Source organism: Streptomyces novaecaesareae (genome assembly GCF_000716875.1).
In the GTDB taxonomy this organism is placed as follows: domain Bacteria; phylum Actinomycetota; class Actinomycetes; order Streptomycetales; family Streptomycetaceae; genus Kitasatospora; species Kitasatospora novaecaesareae.
The window spans coordinates 1-19,961 of the sequence record NZ_JNWQ01000066.1 but is presented as its reverse complement, the minus strand read 5'-3'; the positions used below and the strand labels follow the sequence as shown (position 1 = coordinate 19,961).

The following is a 19,961-nucleotide window of genomic DNA, read 5'->3' as shown; positions in this document are numbered from 1 at the left end:
TGGGTGTCATCCGGGGGCCAGCAGCAGGGCGGTGTTGGCGCCGCCGAAGGCTGAGTTGAGGCTGAGGGCGTAGCGGGGGCGGGCGGCACGCGGGCCGTCCAGGACGAGGTCCAGGTCGACGTCCGGGTCCGGGCCGAGCCACCCGGCGTTGACCGGGAGCAGGCCGGTCCCCAACGCGCCGATGGTGACGGCGAGTTCGAGCAGGGCGGAGGCCTCCAGGGCGTGGCCGTGCACCGACTTGCTGGAGCTGACCGGCAGTTCGCCGGTGTGCCGGCCGAACACCCGCCGCAGGGCGCGGGCCTCGGCCAGGTCGGCCAGGGTGGAGCCGGTGCCGTTGGCGTTGACGTAGCCGACCTCGGCCGGGTCGACGCCGGCGCGGCCGAGCGCGGCCTCGATCGCCCGGGCCGCCCCGGTGCCGTCCGGTTCCGGGCGGCAGACGTGGTGGGCGTCCCCGGCGCGGCCCCAGCCGGCCAGCCGGGCGAGCACCGGCGCGGCGCGCCGCTCGGCGGCCGGGGCGGCCTCGACCAGGACGGCGGCGGCCGCGTCGCCGAGCAGGGTGCCGGTGCGGCCGGCGCTGAACGGGCGCAGCTCGCCGTCGCGGGCCAGCGCGCGCCCGGCGTCGAAGACGGCGAACACGCCCGGTCCGACCAGGTGGACGGCCGCGACCAAGGCCCGTTCGTGCCGTCCGGCGGCGACCAGGGCGGCGGCGTCGGCGACGGCGGTCGAGGCGGCCACGCAGGCGCCGGTGTACACCCGGGTGACCCCCGGGGCTCCCCAGCCCGCACGGACCCCGGCCGCGACCGCGTCGGCGGTGGCGCGGGTGTGCTCATCACTGTGCAGTGCGAGCAGGACGGGCAGCGTGGCGCCCTCGGCGGCGGTCAGGCCGGCCTGCCGGCAGGCCTGGTCGATCGCGTCCAGCGCCGCCTCGGCCGACCGGACTGCCCGGGCCGAAGCAGTGCCGTCCGGTGGCGTCGGGCCATCCGGTGGCGCGCTGCCGACCGGAGCCAGGGCGGCGACCGGGGCCAGGGTGCCGCCCGGAGCGGCGGTGGCGGGCAGCAGTGCGGCCCGGGTGGTGCGGCGGGCGCCCACGTCGAAGCGGGTGACCGGGCCGAACGCGGCCTTGCCATGCGTGGTGGCCTCGGTCAGCGCGGCGAGCCCGTACCCGGCGGCGCTGAGCACGCCGACCCCGGTGACGACCGGGCGGACCACTCCGGCGGGTGGCAGCGGTCGGGTCCGGCCGGGCGGCCCTGAGCCCGTGGCGAGGCCGTTCACGGCCGTACGCCCGCGCGCTCGGCCAGGACGGCCGCCCGCAGCAGCTCGGTCGCGTCGTCGACCGTCCGCACCGCGCCGAAGCGCTCGTCGTCCAGGTCCACCCGCAGTCCGTACCGCTGCTCGAACTCGGCGACGAGCCAGGTGAGTTCGAGTGATCCGAGCTCCTCGGGAACGGTGTCGGCGGCGCGCTGCCCGAACGCCGCCAGCATCGTCAGGACCTCGGCCCGGTCCGGCAGGGCCTCGGCGTGCTCGGTGCCGGTCATGCGGCGCTGCCGGTGGAGGCGGCGGCGAGGGCGTCGATCCGTCGGGCGACGTCCGCGGTGAACTCGTCCAGCGTCATCAGCGCGGTGGTCTCCATCTCGTCCAGGTCGAACTTGATCCCGAACTCGTCCTCGACCTGCACCGAGAGGTCGGCCAGCGCGAGCGATTCGAGGTCCAGCCCGGCCGGGCCGAGGTCGGTGTCCCCGGTGACCTCGGAGACGTCGTACTGCATCTCGGTGAGGGCGGCGAGGACGAACGCGCGGATGCGGTCCTGCATGGTGGTGGCTCCTTGTCGGGTTCCGGAACGTGGGTGCGTGGGCGCGTGGCTGCCCGCGGTCGGTGCGCGGTCAGTGCGCGGTGGCCGCGGGGGCCGCGGCGGTGTCGCGCAGGGCGGCCGGGTCGCGCAGCAGCTTGCCGGTGGCGGTGCGGGGGAGTCGGGGGAGGAGGGCGAGCCGGCGCGGCCGCTTGTAGGCGGCGAGGCGGCGGGCCAGCCCGTCCTGGACGAGGGCGAGGTCGGCGTCGGGTTCGGTGGCCAGGTAGGCCTCGATCGCGCCGCCGTCGAAGACGACCACGGCCTCGCGGACCTCGGGCAGTGCGGCCAGGGTCTGCTCGACCTCGGTGAGGTCGACCTTCAGGCCGCCGATCGAGACCTGGGAGTCCAGTCGGCCGAGCACGGTGACCAGGCTGGCGGTTCCGTCCAGCTCGGCCGCGTCGCGGGTGTGCAGCCAGCCGTCCGACCAGCGGGTCGGGTCGTCCAGGCCGGGGTACGGTGAGGAGTCCGCGCCGAGCTGCAACTCGCCCTTCACCAGGCGCAGTCGCATCCCGTGGACGGCGCGTTTGGCCGGGTGGAGGGTGCCGTCGAGGTCGGTGGCGATGACCCCGGTCTCGGTCATGCCGTACATGGTTCCGAGCGGGACGCCGTAGCGCTCGGTGAACAGCGCGGGCAGGCCCGGGCGGACCAGTTCGCCCGCGACGATCATCCGTCGCAGCCGGGGCAGCGCCGGGGGAGCGACCGCCCCCGCCAACAGCTCGGCGTGGAAGGGCACTCCGATGACCGTGGTCGGCCGGTCGGAGTCGGCGACGGCGGCGAGGATGCCTGCCGCCGTCATCCGCTCCGGCACGGTGAGCGCGGCGCGGGCGTACAGGCTGTTGAGCAGCCCGCCGACCAGGCCGAGCACGTGCACCACCGAGGACAGCAGGATTACCCGTTCGCCCTCGCCCGGGAACTCCACCAGCCTTCGGTAGCAGTCGAGTTCACGCAGCAGGTCGGCGGCGGTACGGGCGATGACCTTGGCCGGGCCGGTGGATCCGGAGCTGAGCTGGATCAGGGCGTGCCCGGTGCGGGCCGGGTGTCCGTCCGGCAGCGGGAGGGCCGCCGGTTCCACCTCGGAGAAGCCGCGCAGTGCCGCCGCGGGCCGATCGGCGGAGCCTATCAGCACCTGCGGGGCCAGCCGCGCCACCGCCGCGTCGATCTCGTGGTCGGTCAACCGGTGGTCGAGCAGGGCGACTTGGGCGCCGAGCCGCCAGCATGCCAGCAGTACCGCGACGAACGCCACCGAGGGCGGCAGCCGCAGCGCCGCCGTGCCGCCGGGGCCGAGCCCGGCCGCAGTCAGCCGTACGGACTGCTCCTCGACCAGGGCGCGCAGGGCCGCCCGGTCGAGCGGCGTGCCGAGGTGCAGGCACTCCTCGCCGCCGGGGCCGGCCAGCAGCAGCCGGTCGACCCAGTCGTGCGGGGCGTCGGAGTGCGGCGGTGCGGAAAGCGGAAGTGAAGAGAGGGAAAAGCCGGTCAACGCGGCTCCACACAAGTCAGGGGATTTGTCATGAACGCAGTTCACAACCAATACGGTCAATTCCGTTGCCAGACCATGGCACAGACGTTTGGTCAAATCAAGGTCTATACCAATGTGGTCGTTGCTCCTACGCTGCCGAACCGGGACTGGCCCGCGCGTGGCCGTCCGGGAACGAGGAATGCCCGTGGGAGCACTCACGCTGACCGGGATCGAGCGCGCGGCGCGCGAACAACTTGCCCCGGAAATATGGGATTTCATCGAAGGCGGCAGCGGCACGGAACGCACCCTGGCCGCGAACCGGGAGATGTTCGGGCGCTATGCGCTGCGCCCGCGCACCCTGGTCGACGTCTCCGCCTGCGACCCGGCGCTGACCCTGCTCGGCGCACCGCTCGGCCTCCCGCTCGGCATCGCCCCGATGGCCTACCACCGACTGGTCGACCCGGAGGGCGAGACCGCCACCGCACGCGCCGCCGGCCGGGCCGGGGCGCTGCTGGTCGCCGGGATGTTCGCCAGCCGCACCCTGGAGGAGATCGCCGAGGCCGCCACCGGCCCGCTCTGGCTCCAGCTGTACTGGCTGCGCGAACGGGCCGCCCTCGCCGCCCTGGTGGAGCGGGCCGAGGCGGCCGGCTTCCGGGCGCTGGTGCTGACCGTCGACGCCCCCAGGATCGGCCGCCGCCTGCGCGACCTGCGCAACGGCTTCGCCATCCCGCCCGCCGTCCGCGCGGTCAACCTGGACCCGGCCCTGATGTCGGCCAGCCACCGCGCCGCGGGCGGCAGTTCGGGCATCGCCGAGCACGCCCGCGAGCAGTTCGACCCCACCCTGAGCTGGGCCGACCTCGGCTGGCTGCGCGAACGCACCCGGCTGCCGCTGGTCCTCAAGGGCATCCTGACCGCCGAGGACGCCCGGCTGGCCGTCGAACACGGCGCCGACGCCGTCCTGGTCTCCAACCACGGCGGGCGACAACTGGACGGCGCGATACCGGCGTTGGCCGCACTGCCCGAAGTGGTCCAGGCCGTGCCCGCCGAGCTGCCGGTGCTGCTCGACGGCGGCGTGCGCACCGGCGCGGACATCGCCGTCGCCCTCGCCCTCGGCGCCCGCGCCGTCCTGGTCGGCCGCCCCGCGTTCTGGGGCCTCGCCACCGGCGGGGAGGCCGGCGTGCACCGGGTGCTCGACCTGCTGCGCGAGGAACTGGAGCACACCATGGCCCTGTTGGGCCGTCCCCGGCTCGCCGACCTGGACCGGACGGCCCTCGCCCCCTGGCCCCGCCCGGCCGGCTGAACCGCACGGGCCCCGGACCACGTTCTCCGAGAAAGAGACCCGACAATGACCGAACCGACCGAACCGACCGAGCAGACAGAGCAGACCGATCGGACCGATCGGACCGATCGGACCGATCGGACCGGACGGGCCCAACAGGCCCAACAGGCCCAAGAGACCGGCAGATTCCCCGGCTGGGACTGGGACGACCCGGACGGCCTGGCGGCCCGCCTGGCCGACTTCAGCGCGCAGGTCGCCACCTGCGACAAGCTCGAAGCGCACCCCGGCGGGCTGCCGCACGACCACGCGGACTTCCGCGAACTCGGCCTCACCGGCATCGAGTTCGCCGCCTTCCGGACCGCCCACCCGGAAGGCCTCGGCACCGACCTGACCGCCCTGCGCGGCCCCGGCACGGCCACCGAGCCCGGCACCCTCTACCGGGTCGACGGCGAGCGCTGGTTCACCCAGCTGGACATCGCCGAGCCGCTGCCCTTCGCCGACGCCAGCGTCGACTGGGTGTACGCCGAGCACCTGATCGAGCACGTCACCATGCCCGTGGCGATCGGCTGGCTGCGCGAGGCCCGCCGGGTGCTGCGCCCCGGCGGCGTGCTGCGCCTGACCACCCCCGACCTTGCCCGCTACCTGGTCGGCTACGCCACCGGCGACGGCTTCCTCGGCAAGCACCGCCGCCGCCTGAGCACCCTCGGCTTCGGCCCGCCGATGCCCGCCCGCCCGGCCTTCCTGGTCAACCAGATCTTCCGGCACTACGGCCACCAGTGGATCTACGACCTGGACGAACTCCGGCACGTCCTGACCCGGGCCGGCTTCACGCCCGAGCAGATCCGCCACTGCTCCTACCGCCAGGGCACCCGTTCGGACGTCGCCGACCTGGACACGGCGTTCCGCACCGACGAGACCATCTACGTCGAGGCCGACCGCGGGCCGACCGCCGACCACTGACCGTTGACCGCTGACCGAGGCCCGACCGCCGACCCAGCCGTACGAGAACGGGACCACCCATGCCCCTGCACCCCCAGGCCGAGGGCCTGCGCGCCCGGCGCGCGAGCAGCGGCGCACCGCCGCTCTACACCCTCACCCTGGCCGAGGCTCGCGCCGCCGACCTCGCCGACATCCGCGCCGCGGCCGGCACCCCCGAGCCGGTCGCCGCCGTCGAGGAGCACCGCTTTCCCGGCCCCGGCGCCGACCTCACCCTGCGGCTCTACCGCCCCGAGCCGCCCAGCCCCGAACTGCCCAGCCCCGAACTGCCCGGACGCAAGCCGCCCGGCCGTCAACTGCCCGCCCTGCTCTACCTCTTCGGCGGCGGCTGGACCCTCGGCTCACCCGACACCAGCGACGCGATCTGCCGCCGCCTCACCAACGCCGTCGGCTGCGTCACCGCCTCCGTCGGCTACCGGCTCGCCCCCGAACACCCCTTCCCCGCCGCCCTGCAGGACTGCCGCGCCGCCCTCCTCCACCTGGTGGAACGGGCCGGCGAGTTCGGTATTGACCCCGACCGCCTCGCGGTCGGCGGCGACAGCGCCGGCGGCAACCTCAGCGCCGCCCTGACCCTGCTGCTGCGCGCCGAGGGCGGCCCGGCCCTGCGCCACCAGCTGTTGGTCTACCCCAACACCGACCAGGCCGCCGACACCCCGTCGCTGCGCGAACACGACGACCCGCTGCTCTTCAACCGCCGCTCGGTGGCCTGGTACCGGGGCCACTACCTGGCCGACCAGGCCGACGCCGCCAGCCCGTACGCCTCCCCGCTGCGCGCCGCCACCCTGGCCGGCCTGCCGCCCGCGACCGTCCTCACCGCCGAGTACGACCCGCTGCGGGACGAGGGCGAGCAGTACGCCGAGGCGCTGCGCGCGGCCGGGGTCCCGGTGGAGCTGCGCCGCTACCCGGGCATGCCGCACGGGTTCTTCGCCGTGACCGGCACCCTCGACGCCGCCGCCGACGCCCAGGCGTACGCCGCCGGGCGGCTGCGGGAGGCCCTGGGGGATGCCCAGGGGGAGGCCCTGCGGTGAACCTCCGCCTGGCGGACCTGCACGCCTCCCTCGCCGATCCGCTGCTGGACGCGATGACCTTCCTCAACGAGGTCACCACCCGCTACCCGCAGGCCGTCTCCTTCGCTCCCGGCCGCCCCTACGAGGGCTTCTTCGAGCCCGAGGACGTCCCCCGCTACCTGGACGCCTACCTCGCCCACCTGGCCGAGCGCGGCCTCGACCGGGACGCCGTGCGCACCGCACTGTTCCAGTACGGCCCCACCAAGGGCATCATCGCCGACCTGGTCGCCCGCACCCTCGCCAGCGACGAGGGCCTGACCGTCGCCCCCGAGTCCCTGGTGCTCACCGTCGGCGCCCAGGAGGGCATGCTGCTCGTGCTGCGCGCGCTCTGCGCGGGCCCGGACGACGTGCTGCTGGTGAGCGCGCCCTGCTACGTCGGCGTCACCGGCGCCGCCCGGCTGCTGGACCTGACCACCCGGCCGGTCCCCGAGGGCCCCGACGGCGGGCCCGATCCGGAGGCCGTCCAGGCCGCGGCCCGGGCCGTGCGGGCCGAGGGGCGCCGCCCGCGCGCCCTCTACGTCGTCCCGGACTTCGCCAACCCGTCCGGCACCAGCATGCCGATCGCCGCCCGCACCCGGCTGCTGGACGTGGCCGCCGAGGAGGGCGTCCTGGTCGTCGAGGACAACCCGTACGGCTTCTTCGCCCGCACCCCCGGTCCGCGGCCCACCCTCAAGGCGCTGGACCGCCGCCGCCAGGTCGTCCACCTGGGCTCCTTCGCCAAGACCTGCTTCCCCGGCGCCCGGCTCGGCTACGCCGTCGCCGACCAGGAGGTGACCGGCCCCGGCGGGCGGCGCAGCCTGCTCGCGGACGAGCTGGCCAAGCTGAAGAGCATGACGACGGTCAACACCCCCGCGCTCAGCCAGGCCGTCATCGGCGGCATGCTGCTGACGCACGACTGCCGGCTGCGCGCCGCCAACTCCCGTGCCACGGCCCACTACGCGGCCGGCATGGACACCCTGCTGCGGGAGCTGGACCGGCACTTCCCGGCCTCCGAGCGGCGCCGGCTGGGCGTCTCCTGGAACCGCCCCGACGGCGGCTTCTTCGCCGTACTGACGGTGCCCTTCGCCGCCGACGACGCGGCGATGGAGCGCTGCGCCCGCGAGTACGGGGTGCTGTGGACGCCGATGGCGCCGTTCTACCCGGCGGGCGGCGGGGAACACCGGCTGCGGCTCTCCATCAGCGCGCTGACGCACACTCAGATCATCGACGGGATAGCGAAGTTGGCGGCTTTCATCACATCCTGAACGCGTGAGGACGCCGACGGGGCCCGGCTCGCACGTCGAGCCGGGCCCCACCGGCGTCCCCGCGTTCCGGTGTCGTTCAGCGCACCCGGGTGGAGAACAGCCGGGCCGACCAGTACACCGCCAGGGCGGTCATCACCACGACCACCAGCAGCCCCTGCCAGACCGCACTGTCCCCGGCGTGCCCGGAGAACAGGGCGCGCATGCCCTCCACCGCCCAGTAGAAGGGGTTCCAGCGGGCGAGCTGCTGCAGCCAGTCCGGCGCCAGGGTGAGCGGCAGCAGCACCCCGGACAGCAGTGCGATCGGCTGCGCGATGGTGTTCACCACGGGCGCCATCGCCGCGTCGGTCGGCACCATCAGCGCGATGCCGTAGGAGATCGCCGAGGTCATCAGCGCCAGCAGCCCGAGCAGCAGGTAGGCGAGCAGCAGGTTGAGCGGGCTCACCCGGAGCCCGAACGGCAGCGCGATCAGCGTGATCAGGACGGCCTGCACCAGCAGCGCCACCATCTCCCGCAGCGCCCGGCCGAGCAGCAGTGCCAGCCGGCTCACCGGCGTCACCCGGGAGCGCTCGATGATCCCGGCCTTGAGCTCGCCCAGCAGGCTGAAGCCGGTGAACAGCCCGCCGAAGATGCACAGCACCGCCAACAGGCCCGGCACGTACACCTGGTAGGCGTCGGCGTAGCTGCTCGCGCCGTCCGGGGCGAGCACCTTCTTCAGCAGCGGGGCGAACAGCAGGAGGTAGAACACGGGCTGGATGATGCCGACGGCGATCCAGACCGGGGTGCGGATCATGAGCAGCAGCTGGCGTTGGAAGACCAGCCAGGTGTCGCGGGCGAGCTTCACGGTCCCCCCAGGGGTGGTGCCGGTCCTCGCGGCGGGGCCGCGGGGTGCGGACGGGTCAGGACTGCCGCAGCGAGCGGCCGGTGCGGGCCAGGAACACGTCGTCCAGGCTGGGCCGTTGGAGCTGTACGGTGCCGGGCGTCAGACCGGAGGCGTCCAGGGCGCGCAGCAGCTGGGGGATGGCCGCGGCACCGTCGTCCAGGTACAGCCGCAGTCCCCCGTCCCCGTCGGGCTCCAGTCGGTGCAGGTACGGCTGCGGGCGCAGCACCCGGGCCGCTCGTTCGGCGGCGCCCTCGCCGGCGTCCAGGCCGACCAGGACGACGTCGCCGGAGATCTCGCGCTTGAGGGCCTCGGGCGTGCCCTCGGCGACGACTCGGCCGTGGTCGACGATGGCGACCCGGTCGCAGAGCGCGTCGGCCTCGTCGAGGTAGTGGGTGGTGACGACGACGGTCATGCCCTCGGTGCGCAGCCGGCGGACCTCCGCCCAGACGTGCGCCCGGCTGGCCGGGTCCAGCCCGACCGTCGGCTCGTCCAGGAACAGCACCCGGGGCTGGTGGATCACCCCGAGCGCGATGTCCACCCGGCGGCGCTGGCCGCCGGAGTAGGTGACGCACGGCCGGTCGCCGAACTCGCCCAGCTCGAAGGCCTTGAGCGCGTCCTCGGCGGCCCGGACGGCCCGGGGTTTGCCGGCGCCGTACATCCGGGCCTGGAGCACCAGTTCCTCGCGGGCGCTGACGTTGTCGGTGGTGCCGCCGCCCTGGGCGACGTAGCCGATCCGGCGGCGGACTCCGGCCGGGTCGGTGAACAGGTCGGCCCCGGCGATGCGGGCCCGTCCGCCGTCCGGGCGGATCAGGGTGGCCAGCATGCGCAGAGTGGTGGTCTTCCCGGCGCCGTTGGGGCCGAGGAAGCCGTAGATCTCGCCGGCGGCGACCGACAGGTCGATGCCGCGCACGGCGTCGACGGTCGGGTCCTCGCCGCTGCGGCGGGTGGTCTTCTTGCGGTAGGACTTGCGCAGTCCCGTGGTCTCGATCAACCGGAACTCCCGTACGGGGATGGGCTGCCACGGCACCCGGGAAGGCGGTGCTCGGCACCTGCGGAGGGCGGGTGCTGCTGCGACACCCTAGGGTGAACCCCGACCCGGAAACAATGGCCTAGACCAATGGACGTGCGATCTCCCCCTCTGCTAAGGGGAATCCCCTCTGCCAAGGGGAATCCGAGGACGCCGGCTCAGGCCAGCGCCTCCAGCCGCTCCGCCGCGGCCGCCGCACCGCCACCGGCCAGCAGCTCCCTGCCGACCTGAACCGCCGTGTCCCGGTAGCCCGTTGTCTCCAGTACGGCCCGCAGCGCCTGCGCCAGCCGCTCCGGCGTCACGCGGGCGAACGGCACCCGCAGCCCGGCCCCGACCGCCGCCACCTGGGCCGCGACGAACGGCTGGTCGTGCCGGATCGGCGCGGCGACCAGCGGCAGGCCGTGCGCCAGAGCCTCGCCCACGGTGTTCATCCCGCCGTGGCACAGCACCGCGTCCAACGCGCCGCGCGCCATCAGCTCCAGCACCGGCGCCCGGTCCACTGCGACCGCGTGCGGCGGGAGTTCGGGCAGCAGCCCGCCCGGCGCCGCGAACACCGGTTGCACCTCCTCGCCGCACAGCTCCAGGGCCCGGACGGCCCGCGCGAGGAAGTCCGCGCCCAACTCGCCCGCCAGCGTGCCCATCGTGACCAGCACCCGCCGCCGGCCCGGTAGCAGCCGCCCCCACGGGAAGTGCGGATCGTGCGGCCGCGCCGCGATCACCGGCCCGACCGCCGCGAGGTGCGCCGGCGGCCAGGCGGAGCCGGTCAGCGGGACGTAGCCGGTCAGCCGGGTGGAACCGGTCGGCAGGGCTGAGCCGGTCAGCGCCGGGCCGGTGGTCGCCAGCACCAGGGCGGGGGAGAAGCGCGGGTCGACGTACTCCTCCTCGGGCAGCCGGGCGCGCTCCCACAGCCCGCGCAGCAGCCCGGTCATCCACGCCTCGACCTGCGGCAACGCCCGGTAGGGCCGGCCCAGCTCCATCGCGCCGGGCGCGAAGCTCGCCCACGGCAGCCCGTGCCGGTGCGCGACCAGCGCGCCCGCCGGGGTGTGCTGGTCGACCAGCAGCACGTCCGGCCGGTACTCCCGCACGGCCGCGTCCAGCGGCTTTGCGGTGAACCGCGCGTACGGGACGATGAAGCCCTCCCAGAGCGAGCGCAGGGCGGCCAGCCCGTGCCCGCCCTGAGCGCGAAAGGCCCGGGTGCCGGTGCCGAGCACCTGCGCTCCGGGGCCGAGCAGCGGCCGCAGCACCGACTCCGTACCGGTCCAGGCGACCTCGTGGCCGCGCGCGGTCAGTTCGGCGGCGATGCCCGCGGCCGGGTTGACGTGTCCGGCCAACGGGGGCATCACCAGCAGGAACCTGGTCATCGGGCACCCTCCTCGGGGAGCAGTCGCTGCAGGTCGGCGACGGTCAACGCCTCCAACGCGGCGAGGTCGAGACCGGCGCGCAGCCCGGCCAGGTCCGCCGCGGGACCGAAGCGTTCGCGCAGGAGCTCGGCCAGCGTGGCGAGTTCGGCCTCGTCCAGCAGCAGATCGCCGTCCAGCCGGGCCCCCGGCGTGACACGGCGCGCCCAGCCGGGCGGCGCACCGGCCGCCTCGACCACGAGCGCGACCAGCTCGGGATCCAACGGCGGCGCGGAGGCCGGAGGTTCAGGATTCGACATGAGAGATCTCCCACCTGCTCGACGGCACGGGGCGAACGCGACCGAACCGGAGCGGAGTTGACGGATGCCGGGGGTGCGGCCGCGGCGGCGGAGGCCCCGGGGCCTGTCCTCGGGCCCGAGATCACTTGTGCGACCCGGCGGGCGTCGGAATACTAGCCCGGGTGACCGCACTGGAGGCAGTGGCCGTCCACCTCCCCCCACACGCCGTTCCCATCGAGGCGGTGGGCGAGCTCATCGGCCTGACCCCACGTCAACTCCGTCTCTTCCGCCGCTTCCACGGCCTGGACCAGCTGCGCCTGGACCCTGCCGGGACGCTGCCCGACCTGCTCGACGCCGCCCTGGACAACCTGTCGGAGCTGCGCGGACGCGAACGCGACATCCGCTTCGTGATCCACGCCCGCAGCATGCCGGTGGCGGTGCCGCACCCGCTCAACCCGCTGCACGAACTGCTCGCCGCGCGCGGCCTCGGCCACGCCGGCGCCTTCACGGTGACCCACCACGCCTGCGCGGTGGGCCTGCTGGCGATCGACCTGGCGGGCCGGCTGCTCGCGGCCGACCCCGACCCGGCGGCGCTCGCGCTGGTCCTGGCCGGGGAGAAGACCTTCACCAAGGACGCCCAGGTGGTGCCCGAGACCGGCATCTTCGCCGAGGGCGCGGCCGCCTGCCTGGTCAGCGCCGCGGGTGAGCGCCATCGGGTGCTCTCCTACGAGGTGCGCCAGCGCCCGGAGTTCGACGGCCGACTGGCCGAGGACCCGGACCTGCTCGCCCGCTACCAGCGCGAGTACCCGAACGTGATGGTCGAGGCGATCGAGGCCGCCCTGGACCGGGCCGGTCTGGACCTGTCCGACCTGGCCGCGATCCTCCCGCACAACGTCAACCAGGCCTCCTGGCGGATGATCGCGCGCCGCATCGGCTACCCGGTCGAGAAAGTCGTGCTGGACAACGTGCGGTCGGTCGGGCACAGTTTCGCTGCAGACAGCCTCATCAATCTTCACACCGCCACCACGCGGGGGCTGCTCCGCCGCGGCGACCACTACCTGATCGCCGCCGCCGGCGTCGGCGCCACCTTCTCCGCCATGGCCATGCAGTACTGACGCCCGGTCAGCCGCCGGGGATCGTCGGCCAATCCTCAGAGCCCTCAGGGCGCACTTCCCACGTACGACGGGACGGGACACCCATGTCAGAACCCGCGGTCCAGACCACCGACCCCGAGCTGCGCGCACGCATCCTGCACGGCATCGGCGAGCTCCTGCCGCGCGTGCTCAAGCGCGAACTGCCGGAGATCCCGGAGAACGCCTGCCTCTTCGACGACCTCGGCCTCACCTCCGCCGGCACCATCGAGCTCATCCTGGAGCTGGAGGAATCCCTGGACATCCAGGTGGATGTCGAGCAGATCACCGAGGACGACCTGCGATCGGTCACCAAGCTCGCCGACTACGTCGCCGGGCACGTCATACCCGAGGACTGACCGGGTGGCCCCCGGCCCCTCCGGCCTGCGGATCACCCGGGCCCTCGCCCGCCGCTTCGACGGCCGCTCGGAGACCTCGCTCGACCCGGACCTGCGGGTGTTCGTCTCGGACCTCGTCCGCCCGTACGGCCTGGCGCTGCGCGAGGACCTGCTGAGCGAGGGCGTCGGCCACTCCTACGAGGAGCTGGCCGCCGGGCTGCTGCGCGACGTACTCGCCGAGGACGAGCCGGTGGACCTGCTGATCCTCGCCTTCGACACCCCGGACGTCCGGCCCGGCGCGCCGTCCTCGCTCGCGCTCAGCCGGTCCGTCCCCGGAAACCCGCTCGCCTTCGCGATCTGCGACCAGGGCACCGCCGCGGCCTTCACCGCCCTGTGCCTGGCCGCCGCGCACCACCGCACCGGTGGCTGTCGCCGCGCCGTGGTGGTGCTCGCCGAACAGACCGCGCTGCACTACGAACCGGCCGCGCCGGTGCCGCTGCCCGAGGGGCACGCGGCGGTGGTGCTGGTCTGCGAGGAGGCTCCGGGGGCGGGCCTGGCCGTCCGGCAGGTCACGGGCGCCGCGGCGCCGGCAGAGGCCGTACGGGCCGAGGTCGAGCAGCGGCGGCCCGAGGCGGCGATCCTGCTCGACGGCTTCGACCGTTTCGAGGGCCTCGGCGGCCTCGACGACCCCGGCGAACTCGGCGGCCTCGGCGACGGGTTCGGCGCTGATGACCCACCCGTCCAGCCGTTCACCGGCCTGTGGGCGCGGCTGGCCGAACACCTGCCGCGGTGGCGCGAGGAGAAGCGGCCCGCCCTGCTCGTCGGCTACGACCGGCGGCTCGGGGTGCTCAGCACACTGGACCTGCCATGACCGAGCTCGGCCTCTGGCTCATCGACACCGACCAACCCGACGGCGTGGCCGACGAGTTGTGGCAGCTGCTCGACGCGGCCGAACGCGCCCGGGCTGCCAACGCGGACCCTGAGCTGCGCCGCCGCTTCACCGTCGCGCGCGGCGCCGTCCGGCAGTTGGTCGGCGCGCGGCTCGGCGTGCACCCGGCCGAGGTGGTCTGGCGGCGCGGGCCCAACGGCAAACCCGAGGTCGACGGCGCCGCCGGCCTGAGGGTCAGCTGGTCGGCCTCGGGTCGACTGGCGGTGCTGGCCCTGGCCGAGGGGCGGGCGGTCGGCGTCGATGTGGAGCGGATCCACGAGGCCCGGACGGCCGAGCGGATGGCCGCTCGCTGGTTCCCCTTCGAGGAGGCCCGCTCCGTCGCGGAGCCTGCCGAGCCGGCGGAGCGGGCGGCCCGCTTCACCGCGCTGTGGTGTCGGCGCGAGGCCTTCGTGAAGGCCTACGGCGGGCGGCTGGCACAGTCCTTCGGCGTGTCCGTGGCGGGCCCGTCCCCGGTGCTGGTGGCCGACCCCGGTCGGCTCGGCGAGGGGCCGGCCCGGCTCTGTGACGTCCCCGTGCCCGGCCCGTTCCGGGCTGCCGTCGCCGCCCTCGGCGAATCGCCGATACATGTCAACTTACATGCATGGAAAGTAAATTGACGTTCCATCGGAACGTGTGAGCTTTGGTCTGGACCAGCTTGCCGCGCCGCTGGTAGCGTCCCGATCACACCCCCGCTGAGCCCTTCCCGGCGAGCCGAAAGGCGCGTACGACGTGACTCCGCACGACCTGATTTCGCCCGAGGCGGCTCCGCACGCGGAGGCCCGGAACGAGGAGCCCCAGCCCGAGGCGGCTCCGCACGCCCAGCGCCCGCACGCCGAGCCCCCGCCCGCCCGGCGGGTCACCGTCCGGTTCGCCGCCGCGAGCAGCGGCGTCGGCCCGCTCACCCGCGGCCAGGACAACATGCTCCGCTGCATCCGGGGCGAGGCCCCCGAGCAGATCAACAGGGAGGCCTCCTGGCCGGTCCCGGCCGGCACCTCGGTCCCGGCCGGCCTGGCCGCGCTGCGGCTGCTGGTCGAGCGGCACGAGTCGCTGCGCACCTCCTTTCCCGCCGGCCCCGGCCCGGACGGCTTCCCGGACCGCCAGGTGGTGCACGCGGACGGCCGGTTCACGGTGGCGGTGGTCGAGGCCGGAGAGCTCGACGATCGCGAAGTCGACGCACTGGCCGCAGAGTTGGGTCGCATCGACGTCGCCGTGCCGGTGGATCCGGCGGCGCCCCCACGGGTCCGGTTCACCATCGTCGCCCGGGGCGAGCGGCTCCTGCGGCTGGTCGCCGTGGTCTGCCACGCGGGCGCCGACGGCGCGGCCACCGCCGTGCTGATCCAGGAGTGGCACGCCCTCGCCGCCGGGCGGGAACTGCCGCCGGTCACCGCGCCGACCCCGTTGCGGATCGCCGCCGCGGAGCAGAGCGCGCAGGGCCGGCGCAAGTCGGCCGCGGCCCTGCGGCACTGGGCGAAGGTCCTCGGCGCCGGCCCGCAGACCGTCTTCGCCGACACCCGGATCACCGGCCCGGCGCGCGACCACGCGGCGCTGCTGGTGCGTTCGCGCGGGGCGGCCGACCACCTCGCCGCCGTCTGCCGCCGCACCGGCGCCGGCCCGTCCGTCGTCCTGCTCGCCGCCTTCGCCGCGCTGGTCGCCCACCGGGCCGGCCGCGGCGAGCTGGTGATCTCGGCGCTCTCCGCCAACCGCCAGCGCGCCGTCCTGACCGACCACGTCGGCACCCTGGCGCAGGACGCGCTGATCCTGCTCGACACCGGAACGGCCGATCTCGACCAGCTGATCGGCCGTGCCAAGTCCGCCTCGCTGAGCGCCTATTGGCACAGCGTCCTGGACGCCGGGGAGGTCTGGCAGCTGATCGAGGACGTCGCCCACCGGCGGGGCACCCGCTTCGCCCGGCAGGTGGTCGTCAACGACCTGAGCCTGACCATCCCGGCCGCCGTCGCCGACGCCCAGCCGCCCCCGGCCGCCGACCCGGAGCTGACCCCGCTGCCCGCGCCGCCGCTGGCGGTCCGGCTGATGTTCACCGTCCTGCGGATCACCGGCAGCCTGGACTTCGTCCTGATCGCCTGCCCCCAGGTGCTCGACCCCGAGGAGACCGATGGCTTCGCCCGGACCCTGCTGGCGCTCCTCGCGGCGGCCGCCGAAGGGCCGGTGCCGCTCGGCGGCCTGTCCGCCGTGCTCGGCCCGGCGGAAGGCGGCCGCGAGGGCGGGTGCGAGGGCGGGCGCGAGGGTGAGTGGCGGCTGGTCGACGGTTCCTGGGTCGACCTGGCGGCCGTTCGCGAGCTCCTGGACAGCACGCTCGGGCCGCACCGACTGTCGCTGGTCGACGGGAGCCTGGTGGCCGACCTCACCACCGAAGACCCCGGGTTCGACCCCGCAGCCGCCCACCGCGCCGTCGTCGCCGCCCTCCCCGGCCGGGACACCGCGATGGCGCCGCACCGGTACGTCGTCCGACAGGTGACCCCGGACGGCGTACGGACGGTGGCCGGGAGCGGACGCGACCCGGAGATCGTCGCCCGGCTGTCCGCGCTCACCTGAACGAATGACCGCGGAGGGCTGCCGCCGCCTCACCCCAACGGGTCGGCTCCGCCCGCCCCCGACGGGTCCTCCTCGGCGGCGAGCCCCCACGCGAGGTCCCACGAGCACGCGGAGGTCGCCCCCGAGGTGAGCCCCCACGGGCTCGGGACCTCCTCCACCTCGTCGTCGCCCTGCACCGGCAGCCGGTCGATCACCGCGACCAGCGCGGGCGGCAGCTGCGGGGCCAGCCCCCGGTGCACCCGGGAGAGGATGTCGCGCCGCACGTCCTCCGGCAGCAGCGGCCGGCTCATCCGCAACGGCCGTGGCCCAGGCGGGCGTTCGGCCGAGGCGAGCTGGTCCGACCAGGCCCGCCAGTAGTCGGCGTCGTCGGTCTCGCCGAGCATCAGGTGGTGCAGGTGCAGGCAGTACGCGGCCGTTCCGCTGCCCGAGCCGGCCGCGAACCGCCACCAGAACTCGGCGCCCTCCTCCTTGCCGGTGGCGTACAGCAGCGCGCCGAACACCTCCGCCCCCTCCGGCTGGATCCGGCGCGCGTTCACCAGCAGGTCGAGCCCCTGGGAGGCGTCCGGCGCGCCCAGCACCAGGGCGACGACCAGGCCGAGTTCGAAGGCGGCCTGCTCGTGCTCCGAGGACAGGTGGGTGGGCGCGGCCGTCAGCCGGGCCTGTCGCACCGCCGCGATCCGCTCGGCGTTGGCCCGTTCGGGGCGGGGCACGTGGACCACCGCACCGCCCCCGTCGGTCGTACGAGCCGGGCCCGGCGCTTCGGCCGTCGGGCCGTCCGTCACAGTTCGCCTCCGCGGTCCGGGAGTTCGCCGACCCCGAGCCGGCGGGCCAGCCGCTCGCGGGCGTGCCGGAGGTTGGAGTGCACCGTGGCCACCGGCCGTCCCAGGTACGCCGCGATCACCTTGACGTGCAGGCCCAGCAGGTACCGCAGGATCACCACATCCCGCTGCCGGTCCGGCAGTTCGAGGATCGCGGCGTACAACCGGACCTCGTCCGCCTCACTGTGCAGCAGCCCGTTCGCCACCTGCTTGAACGCGCCGATCACCGCCGCGAACGTGACGGCCTCCACCTCCACCGGCTCCTCGGCGGCGACCCAGTCCGCCACGTGCCGGTTGGCCAGCCGCCAGGCGTAGGCGGCCGGTTCCTCGAACCGCCGCACCTGCGACCAGCAATGGGCCAGGTCCGCCTTGACCGCCTCGACCACCAGGACGGCGTCGGCCTGGTTGCCTATCCTGGTCAACGCGAGGGCGTGCCACGCCGGTTCATGCGTCTCGCAGAACGCGGCGTAGGTGAGGTCCAGGCGGAGCCCGAGGTCTGCTCCGACGGCCCGCTCGGGCCCGGCCCCGCCGGCGTACTCCACCGCCGTCCCGCCCCGGTACCCGCGCGCGGTGGCACCCCTGTCGATGGTCATCGAGCCTGCTTTCCGTGGCTGCCGGCCGCTCACCGGGCCACCCGAGGGTCGGGCTGTCCCTGCCCATCCTCATTCCATCAGGCCTGTCACTCCAGGCTGCACAGCGAATACAGACTGTCATCTCGTGGGATCTGGCGACTGTTTGAAGCGACCATTTGAATCGATCAGGCCACGATTGGCCCCCACGAACCCTGGGCAGCAACCGTGGGCAGCAGCCGACCGGTTGCGAGCGGCCTGCCGAGGGGAAGACACCATGGGCCTCTACGACGGGGTGGACCTGCGGCTGAACGTGCCGCACTCGGCCCGGATGTACGACTACTACCTCGGCGGCTTCACCAACTTCGCCGCCGACCGCGAAGCCGCCGGGCACGCCCTCGCCGTCGCGCCCTGGCTGCGCGCCGCCGCCCGCGTCAACCGCTCCTTCATGCACCGCTCCACCCGCGTCCTCGCCGAGGCGGGCTTCGACCAGTTCCTCGACATCGGCACCGGCATCCCCACCTCGCCCAACCTCCACGAGATCGCCCAGAGCATCCGGCCGCACGCCCGCGTCGTCTACGCCGACAACGACCCGATCGTGCTCTCGCACGCCCAGGCCCTGCTCACCGGCACCCCCGAGGGCCGCACCGCCTACGTCGAGGCCGACGTCACCGACCCCGCGAGCGTGCTCGACGCCCCGGGGACGCGCGACACCGTCGACCTGAGCCGCCCCGTCGCGCTCTCGCTCAACGCGCTGCTCCACTTCGTCCCCGACGCCCACGGCGCCTACGAGCTCGTCGCGCACCTCAAGTCCGTCCTCGCCCCGGGCAGCGCGCTGGTGATGAGCCACGTCACCCCCGACTTCGCACCCGATGACATCGCCGGCCTGGTCCGCATCTACGAGTCCGCCGGCACCGCCGCCCAGGCCCGCACCCTGCCCGAGTTCACCCGCTTCTTCGACGGCTGGACGCTCCTCGCCCCCGGCGTCGTCCCCACCCCGCGGTGGCGCCCCCCGGCGGACGAGCCCCCCGTCGAGGCCGCGGAGGCCTCGGCGTACGCGGCGGTGGCCGTCAAGCCGTGACAGGCGGTACGCCGACCGGGTTCGTCCGCGACGGCCGTCCCCATCGCTGACGAACCATCGGCGCCCGCACCGCGTCCTGTGATCGAGAAGGCGGCTCGCGCCGCGACGTTCGATCAGAGGGGCACCATGTACTCGCAGCCTTCGGAATCCCGCCATAGCCGCCGCGCCGTCCTCGGCCTCGGGCTCGGAGCAGCCGTCGCCGTCACAGCCGCGACCGGCACCCCGGCCCGGGCGGCGACGGGCACGCCCGCAGGCCCCGACCTCCACCGGCGCCTCGCCGACCTCGAACAGCAACACTCCGCCCGCCTCGGCGTCTTCGCCCGGAACCTGACCACCGACCGGACCATCCGGTACCGCGCCGGCGAGCTGTTCCCGATCTGCTCGGTCTTCAAGACCGTCGCCGTCGCCGCCGTCCTGCGCGACCTCGACCACGACGGCGAGTACCTCGCCCGGCGGATTCGGTACACCCAGGCCGACATCGACCGGGCCGGCGGCGCACCGGTCACCGGCAAGCCCGAGAACCTCGCCGGCGGCATGACCGTCGCCGAACTCTGCGCGGCCGCCATCGACCACAGCGACAACACCGCCGCCAACCTCCTGCTCCGCGACCTCGGCGGGCCGACCGCCGTCACCCGCTTCTGCCGCTCGATCGGCGACCGCGTCACCCGCCTGGACCGCTGGGAGCCCGAACTCAACTCGGCCGAACCGGACCGCACCACCGACACCACCAGCCCGCGCGCCATCGCCCGCACGTACGGCCGCCTCGCCCTCGGCCACGCCCTCCCGCCCGCCAAGCGCGAACGGCTCACCGCCTGGATGCGGGGCAACACCACCAGCACCCACCGCTTCCGCGAGGGCCTCCCGCAGGACTGGGCCCTCGCCGACAAGACCGGCACCGGCGAGTACGGCACCACCAACGACGTCGGCATCGCCTGGACCCCGACCGGCGCCCCCGTCCTCCTCGCCGTCCTCACCACCAAGCCCGCCGACCCCGCCGCCCCCAAGGACGAACCCCTCGTCGCCAGGACCGCCGCCCTCCTCGCCCCCGCCCTGCTCCTGTCTCTTATACACATCTCCGAGCCCACGAGACAGGCAGAAATCTCGTATGCCGTC

At 74.6% G+C, this 19,961-nt stretch carries 21 protein-coding genes; 11 read left to right on the top strand and 10 right to left on the bottom strand.

Features of this window, described 5'->3' with window-relative positions:
• Positions 1–6: 6 nt before the first annotated feature.
• The 4 genes from OP86_RS23465 to OP86_RS23450 all read right to left on the bottom strand — a co-directional run bounded on the left by OP86_RS23465 (position 7) and on the right by OP86_RS23450 (position 3,323).
• Positions 7–1,209 carry a beta-ketoacyl synthase N-terminal-like domain-containing protein gene (locus tag OP86_RS23465; RefSeq protein ID WP_030060474.1) on the bottom strand — a complete coding sequence of 401 codons (1,203 nt, stop codon included), beginning with the start codon at positions 1,207–1,209 and terminating at the stop codon, positions 7–9.
• A 59-nt stretch (positions 1,210–1,268) separates the two neighbouring features.
• Entirely contained in the window at positions 1,269–1,535 is a 267-nt protein-coding gene (locus OP86_RS23460; RefSeq protein ID WP_030060473.1) for a hypothetical protein, read from the bottom strand.
• Positions 1,532–1,810 carry a phosphopantetheine-binding protein gene (locus tag OP86_RS23455; protein ID WP_030060472.1) on the bottom strand — a complete coding sequence of 93 codons (279 nt, stop codon included), beginning with the start codon at positions 1,808–1,810 and terminating at the stop codon, positions 1,532–1,534. Before OP86_RS23455 ends, OP86_RS23460 begins: the two co-directional genes overlap by 4 nt.
• Before the next feature lie 70 nt (positions 1,811–1,880).
• The gene (locus OP86_RS23450; RefSeq protein WP_030060471.1) at positions 1,881–3,323 is read right to left on the bottom strand and encodes a class I adenylate-forming enzyme family protein; all 1,443 of its coding nucleotides are present in this window, start codon (positions 3,321–3,323) and stop codon (positions 1,881–1,883) included.
• A 178-nt stretch (positions 3,324–3,501) separates the two neighbouring features.
• On the opposite strand from OP86_RS23450, the gene OP86_RS23445 reads away from it, so the two are divergent.
• Genes OP86_RS23445 through OP86_RS23430 form a run of 4 tightly spaced genes read left to right on the top strand, consistent with a single transcriptional unit; the run spans position 3,502 to position 7,888 of the window.
• Positions 3,502–4,602, top strand: a complete 1,101-nt coding sequence (locus OP86_RS23445; RefSeq protein WP_030060470.1) for an alpha-hydroxy acid oxidase — start codon at positions 3,502–3,504, stop codon at positions 4,600–4,602.
• Positions 4,603–4,647: 45 nt separating this feature from the next.
• On the top strand, positions 4,648–5,541 hold the full coding sequence (locus tag OP86_RS23440) for a class I SAM-dependent methyltransferase (protein WP_078653641.1): 894 nt from the start codon (positions 4,648–4,650) through the stop codon (positions 5,539–5,541).
• A gap of 59 nt (positions 5,542–5,600) precedes the next feature.
• A complete protein-coding gene (locus OP86_RS23435; RefSeq protein ID WP_033333052.1) occupies positions 5,601–6,605 on the top strand; it encodes an alpha/beta hydrolase in 1,005 nt (334 codons plus the stop codon).
• Positions 6,602–7,888 (top strand): aminotransferase class I/II-fold pyridoxal phosphate-dependent enzyme, encoded by a 1,287-nt coding sequence (locus OP86_RS23430; protein WP_030060466.1) that lies wholly within the window; start codon positions 6,602–6,604, stop codon positions 7,886–7,888. Before OP86_RS23435 ends, OP86_RS23430 begins: the two co-directional genes overlap by 4 nt.
• 76 nt (positions 7,889–7,964) lie before the next feature.
• Here the strand turns inward: OP86_RS23430 and OP86_RS23425 are convergent, their stop codons facing one another.
• The 4 genes from OP86_RS23425 to OP86_RS23410 form a co-directional block, all read right to left on the bottom strand.
• Complete coding sequence (locus OP86_RS23425) at positions 7,965–8,729, bottom strand: ABC transporter permease (RefSeq protein ID WP_030060465.1); 765 nt, start codon at positions 8,727–8,729, stop codon at positions 7,965–7,967.
• A gap of 55 nt (positions 8,730–8,784) precedes the next feature.
• Positions 8,785–9,759, bottom strand: coding sequence for a daunorubicin resistance protein DrrA family ABC transporter ATP-binding protein (locus tag OP86_RS23420; RefSeq protein WP_030060464.1), 975 nt, complete (start codon positions 9,757–9,759; stop codon positions 8,785–8,787).
• A 194-nt stretch (positions 9,760–9,953) separates the two neighbouring features.
• Positions 9,954–11,156, bottom strand: coding sequence for a glycosyltransferase (locus OP86_RS23415; RefSeq protein WP_030060463.1), 1,203 nt, complete (start codon positions 11,154–11,156; stop codon positions 9,954–9,956).
• Positions 11,153–11,452 (bottom strand): hypothetical protein, encoded by a 300-nt coding sequence (locus OP86_RS23410; RefSeq protein ID WP_157849822.1) that lies wholly within the window; start codon positions 11,450–11,452, stop codon positions 11,153–11,155. Before OP86_RS23410 ends, OP86_RS23415 begins: the two co-directional genes overlap by 4 nt.
• Positions 11,453–11,613: 161 nt before the next feature.
• Here OP86_RS23410 and OP86_RS23405 point away from each other — a divergent pair, with 161 nt between their 5' ends.
• The 5 genes from OP86_RS23405 (at position 11,614) to OP86_RS23385 (ending at position 16,380) form a co-directional block, all read left to right on the top strand.
• Complete coding sequence (locus OP86_RS23405; RefSeq protein WP_030060461.1) at positions 11,614–12,546, top strand: 3-oxoacyl-[acyl-carrier-protein] synthase III C-terminal domain-containing protein; 933 nt, start codon at positions 11,614–11,616, stop codon at positions 12,544–12,546.
• 83 nt (positions 12,547–12,629) lie between these two features.
• Positions 12,630–12,920: a phosphopantetheine-binding protein gene (locus OP86_RS23400; protein ID WP_030060460.1), complete on the top strand. Its 291-nt coding sequence runs from the start codon at positions 12,630–12,632 to the stop codon at positions 12,918–12,920.
• A gap of 4 nt (positions 12,921–12,924) precedes the next feature.
• Positions 12,925–13,770 carry a hypothetical protein gene (locus OP86_RS33830; RefSeq protein ID WP_051830465.1) on the top strand — a complete coding sequence of 282 codons (846 nt, stop codon included), beginning with the start codon at positions 12,925–12,927 and terminating at the stop codon, positions 13,768–13,770.
• Complete coding sequence (locus tag OP86_RS23390; protein ID WP_051830464.1) at positions 13,767–14,444, top strand: 4'-phosphopantetheinyl transferase family protein; 678 nt, start codon at positions 13,767–13,769, stop codon at positions 14,442–14,444. The genes OP86_RS33830 and OP86_RS23390 overlap by 4 nt, the downstream gene beginning before the upstream one ends.
• Before the next feature lie 112 nt (positions 14,445–14,556).
• Positions 14,557–16,380 (top strand): condensation domain-containing protein, encoded by a 1,824-nt coding sequence (locus OP86_RS23385; RefSeq protein WP_051830463.1) that lies wholly within the window; start codon positions 14,557–14,559, stop codon positions 16,378–16,380.
• 29 nt (positions 16,381–16,409) lie between these two features.
• On the opposite strand, the gene OP86_RS23380 is transcribed toward OP86_RS23385, so the two are convergent.
• Both OP86_RS23380 and OP86_RS33825 read right to left on the bottom strand, forming a co-directional pair.
• Positions 16,410–17,090, bottom strand: coding sequence for a hypothetical protein (locus OP86_RS23380; RefSeq protein WP_209440363.1), 681 nt, complete (start codon positions 17,088–17,090; stop codon positions 16,410–16,412).
• Between the two features lie 68 nt (positions 17,091–17,158).
• Positions 17,159–17,791 (bottom strand): RNA polymerase sigma factor, encoded by a 633-nt coding sequence (locus tag OP86_RS33825; protein WP_030060454.1) that lies wholly within the window; start codon positions 17,789–17,791, stop codon positions 17,159–17,161.
• 253 nt (positions 17,792–18,044) lie between these two features.
• Between OP86_RS33825 and OP86_RS23370 the strand changes: the two genes are divergently transcribed.
• Positions 18,045–18,848, top strand: a complete 804-nt coding sequence (locus OP86_RS23370; protein WP_030060453.1) for an SAM-dependent methyltransferase — start codon at positions 18,045–18,047, stop codon at positions 18,846–18,848.
• A gap of 126 nt (positions 18,849–18,974) precedes the next feature.
• On the top strand, positions 18,975–19,961 hold a 987-nt coding region (gene bla / locus OP86_RS23365), incomplete at its 3' end, for a class A beta-lactamase (protein ID WP_106973494.1).

Bases quoted from the DNA above. Each gene is read 5' to 3' on its own strand.
- OP86_RS23370 (WP_030060453.1), top strand. From the start codon at position 18,045: ATGGGCCTCTACGACGGGGTGGACCTGCGGCTGAACGTGCCGCACTCG.
- OP86_RS23390 (WP_051830464.1), top strand. From the start codon at position 13,767: ATGACCGAGCTCGGCCTCTGGCTCATCGACACCGACCAACCCGACGGC.
- OP86_RS23440 (WP_078653641.1), top strand. From the start codon at position 4,648: ATGACCGAACCGACCGAACCGACCGAGCAGACAGAGCAGACCGATCGG.
- OP86_RS23410 (WP_157849822.1), bottom strand. From the start codon at position 11,452: ATGTCGAATCCTGAACCTCCGGCCTCCGCGCCGCCGTTGGATCCCGAG.
- OP86_RS23455 (WP_030060472.1), bottom strand. From the start codon at position 1,810: ATGCAGGACCGCATCCGCGCGTTCGTCCTCGCCGCCCTCACCGAGATG.
- OP86_RS23435 (WP_033333052.1), top strand. From the start codon at position 5,601: ATGCCCCTGCACCCCCAGGCCGAGGGCCTGCGCGCCCGGCGCGCGAGC.
- OP86_RS23400 (WP_030060460.1), top strand. From the start codon at position 12,630: ATGTCAGAACCCGCGGTCCAGACCACCGACCCCGAGCTGCGCGCACGC.
- OP86_RS23415 (WP_030060463.1), bottom strand. From the start codon at position 11,156: ATGACCAGGTTCCTGCTGGTGATGCCCCCGTTGGCCGGACACGTCAAC.
- OP86_RS23460 (WP_030060473.1), bottom strand. From the start codon at position 1,535: ATGACCGGCACCGAGCACGCCGAGGCCCTGCCGGACCGGGCCGAGGTC.
- OP86_RS23445 (WP_030060470.1), top strand. From the start codon at position 3,502: ATGCCCGTGGGAGCACTCACGCTGACCGGGATCGAGCGCGCGGCGCGC.
- OP86_RS33825 (WP_030060454.1), bottom strand. From the start codon at position 17,791: ATGACCATCGACAGGGGTGCCACCGCGCGCGGGTACCGGGGCGGGACG.